This window comes from Acinetobacter sp. YH16032 (genome assembly GCF_013417345.1).
Classification (GTDB): domain Bacteria; phylum Pseudomonadota; class Gammaproteobacteria; order Pseudomonadales; family Moraxellaceae; genus Acinetobacter.
On record NZ_VPEE01000077.1, the window covers coordinates 1 to 3,856 of the forward strand.

General features: G+C 38.5%; 2 protein-coding genes. Both read right to left on the reverse strand.

The features are described 5' to 3' along the window. Nucleotides 1-220: 220 nt before the first annotated feature. Entirely contained in the window at nucleotides 221-484 is a 264-nt protein-coding gene (locus FTV32_RS15950; protein ID WP_085064986.1) for a hypothetical protein, read from the reverse strand. A 318-nt stretch (nucleotides 485-802) separates the two neighbouring features. Then, nucleotides 803-1,795: a hypothetical protein gene (locus FTV32_RS15955; RefSeq protein ID WP_099475596.1), complete on the reverse strand. Its 993-nt coding sequence runs from the start codon at nucleotides 1,793-1,795 to the stop codon at nucleotides 803-805. Between the last annotated feature and the right edge of the window lie 2,061 nt (nucleotides 1,796-3,856).

Genomic DNA, 3,856 nt, shown 5'->3' on the forward strand with positions numbered 1-3,856 from the left:
TTATCTACTGTATATATATACTGTGCAACTGTCAGACTTTGAGAGAAAAATTTTCAAAAAATTAGCTAATTTTAGCTAAAGTCTGACAATTGACTTTTGTAAAAATATTACCTCATTTAACATAAAATCTCTTATACGAAAGGCCCTATTCATGGGCCTTCTGAGTATCCCTTTAACATAAATCTCTTACGCGCAGTTCGAGTGTAAGCCCCATTTAGTTTTAATCCTGGCTTACTTTACGTTTTTTAATTTTAAAAGTTCCATGACCAGCAAAGCGTCGAGCAAGGTCAGGATTCCGGCCTTCCAAACGTTTAATCACAATTGGGGTTCGATTCGGCGTTTTACTCATTAAATGATCATTTTCAACATACATAACTGATCCACTTTGAGCTGCGGTAATAAAGCTTTCTCGAAGTGCACAAGCTGCCTGAGAAGCAATTTCTCTCTCATCGTCATTTTCATTAATTAGATTTACTGCTGACATTGACGTAATCCTGAGTAAAGCCAACCTAAATCATATTCTAAGTCGGGTAGCTAAAGACATTTCGCATGTGAGGCATTATGCAACACACATAGTAGATTCTTTTCTGCTTCAAGGTAGCTATGATGTGTGTTCTTGATTTTATATTTAATTTCAATAACTTAAAAAATTGATGTTTAAGTTTTATTTTTCCCACATACATACAATAATATTTAAAATCAAATACTTATATTATGTGAGAAATTTAAAGCTTAGCATCACACATAATACCTACCTAGATTACTTCACTAGGTAGGTATTATGTGTGATTGAAAAAACATCCTATACCTCAATTTTATTGGATTTCTCCCTCTGTTTTTCGTGTTTTGTAATGAAAGCTTCCATTAATACAGTCACATAACAAGATTCAGCTTCTTGATACGGTGTATTGTTGGCAATCATATTTTTAATCTTTTTAATATATGAAAGCTTTAATGTCCTGGCTCCATGATCAAACCAGGGATGATTATACTTATCGTTGAATAAGCGTTTTTCCAGATGATACAAATTCCCAATCTGCTGACGTACCCCACGGTAGCCTAAATAGCCCTCCAAGGCCCGGAAATGGCGTTCAAAATAGGCTTTCTTCTCATCCAGACTGGCATTTTTTTCAATCAGGCTCTGAAATCGTAAAACGACCCTTTTCCCTTGTTCTAGTTGTTCCTTATAGGCTTTATCAGTCAGACGCCAGGTCCAGTCTGTAGCGTGTTTTTCGTTGGTCCAATTCTTGGCTTGAAGCTCTTTAATACTTTTTTTCGGCTTGGTCAGACGTACCAATTCATATTTACCAGAGCGGATTGGATCAACATCGCCGATATAGTTAAAAGATTCTGCACTTGGACAAATCTCAAAGATTCTACGGTTAATCTTCACTAAATCTTGTTTGTCTTTTTTATTCAAAACCTTTTGAGTTTTTTCATCAAATAAGAAAGCATCACTGGTTCGACAAAACAGGTAAGCCTCTACTTGCACTAAAAAACCAGGTTCATTTTTAGCAATTTTTTCCCAACACTCATTTTCACTCAGCCCTGGTAAATAACTATAACTGAAATTAACTAGCAAGCTAAAAACCGGCTCACTGTTCAATCTTCTCCGATAGGTTTGCTGAGCTGTTTCCAGTAAATGATAACGTTCAATCCATTTAGCAATCATATGAGTTGCTTCATTATTATTCGTATTGAACCTAAATTTCTTAGAAACAAGATCATATTCGTTTGTCATCATTCCCATGACATTTTTTGTAAAGTCTTTAGGAAAGTAGCTGTAATAAATCATTTTTTATTACTCTTAAAGTGATTTTAATAAAGTGATTCTATAAGAGATTTATAAAAGATATTTAGTGAAAATTCTATAAAAAATCCTTAAAAACCCAAAAATTGCATTTTTGAAGTTTTTAAGCAGAATAAGGAACCACCTTTGGTGATTCTATAAATAGCAGTTCCCCCGAAATAGGCTTGACGACCGCAACTTGATCAAATATAACGCTTTTAGGGTCTTTGATTTTTTGCGTGGACTGCCAATCCATGAGCCAATTCTTTTCTGTTTGGTTCCTGGGTTGCCTACCCATGAATCAGACACACTCCCCCTTCTTGAGGATTGCCAGTCTTTGAGAAGCTTTAATGGTGAAGCTGCGTGCGTGAGGAAACTCTAGCTGGCGCGGCTACACTAGGGGCTGGCGGGTGTGACTCCCGCTTTCTACCTGTTCACTCATTTTGATGAATGAACACCCTCCACTACCAAGGTGGAGGTCAGTTGGGCGACAAGGACACGGGATCACGGTGACGTGGCGGTGGGAGTAACTTCCCTCCTAGGCTGAAAGGGCCGAAACCCTGTATTAAAACAGACAGTCAGAGGGCTCACGGAATGAGTAACCTCGTGAATAGCTGATAACCAGACGCTTCAAGTCAAAAACAAAAATAAAGACAAGGGCGTAGGTTATACCCACAGGTGGGCTTTTGAGGGCATCGTGAGGTGTCAGGGTTGCAAGGCGAAAGCTGGCGCAATCGGTACTCGATTTTAGGTAGAACAGTGAATTTGTCGGAAGACATTCTGTTTTGCTGTCGAGATCAATGGATAGCTCAAGCCTGTAAGGTCGTCAACATGGTGCTTTTTAGGCTGTGTATGTCGATATGGGTAAGGCGTGAACGTGGATGATTATTAACTACATATTGCATTGTATAAACCTGATACGACTTGGAACTGCGATCGGGGGAGATAGGAATGTAGGTGTTGTATGTAGGAGATCGGCACGGGTTCTGCCAGTTTTCAGGAAACTGAAAACAACTGTTTTAATACTAACTTGGGAAGCAGTTTTATTTAGTGACGAAGCCGTATTGCTTAAAAATTTCTCTTCAATTTGAAGAGGTTTTTATTCAATCGGAGGCAACTTCCGAAAATAGAACTGTGGGAGAGTGACTTAGTAGGGCTTTGCTGTAATGGCAAAGGAAGCATTTCAATTCGAGTGAAAGGCGAGCGTTGGAATGAGTAACGAAAGGACACGCCATTAAGTTGGAGTGTGTAAGAGAATTGGAAGAATGTGGTTTGAGGATGAAGTTTGGCGACTTCATAGACTTGGCGGTCTAACCCCTCAAACCACATTTGTAAAAATCGACCTAGAAAATCAGATTCGAGTGGCATCGGATTCAGAAATTCAAAGAACCTTGAGAAAACAAGTGAAATCAAAGTCTTTGATCCGACTTTTTATAAACGGTTAGTGGGGACCTCACTAAAAAATCCTGACGCAGCCGATTCTGCTGAACGAAATTAAAAATCTGTGTGTCCCTCATCACACATAAATAACTGAGATCAAAGTCCTGAGTACGACTATAAACTGCTTTCCATTTCGCGCTCATTTGCGTTTTAAGCCATTTTCTCTATTTGACATAGGTTATCTTGGTAATCAGTGAAAAAACGCGTCTACCCCCTATTTTTTGCCTCTAATCGTTATATCAGAGCGAGTGTCTACGAGCGAACACTAAAAAGTCGCGTCTAGACTCCCTGAAAAACAGCTTTTTAGGCTGTGAAGCCTAAATAAGCGTAAATCACATGTAAATATTTGCACCTAGATCGAGCGAAGCGAGCAAAAAAACTTCTGAGCGAAGCGAAGTCATAGCCGCTTTTGCTTTTTTCAAAAGTCACGAAAATATTACTCAAAAATTGCCCCGACGAATCGAGCGAAAGCGAGATTCAATAGAGTTTGAGCGTAGCGAAAACCAAGGGCAATTTTTCACTCCCTGGGCTTTTAATTATTTTTAAGCTTTTAAATGCTTTTAATTAAGCTGTAATCCTTTATTCATAATGGTTCTAGAGATATTAAAACGAGGTTTACCTTGCATT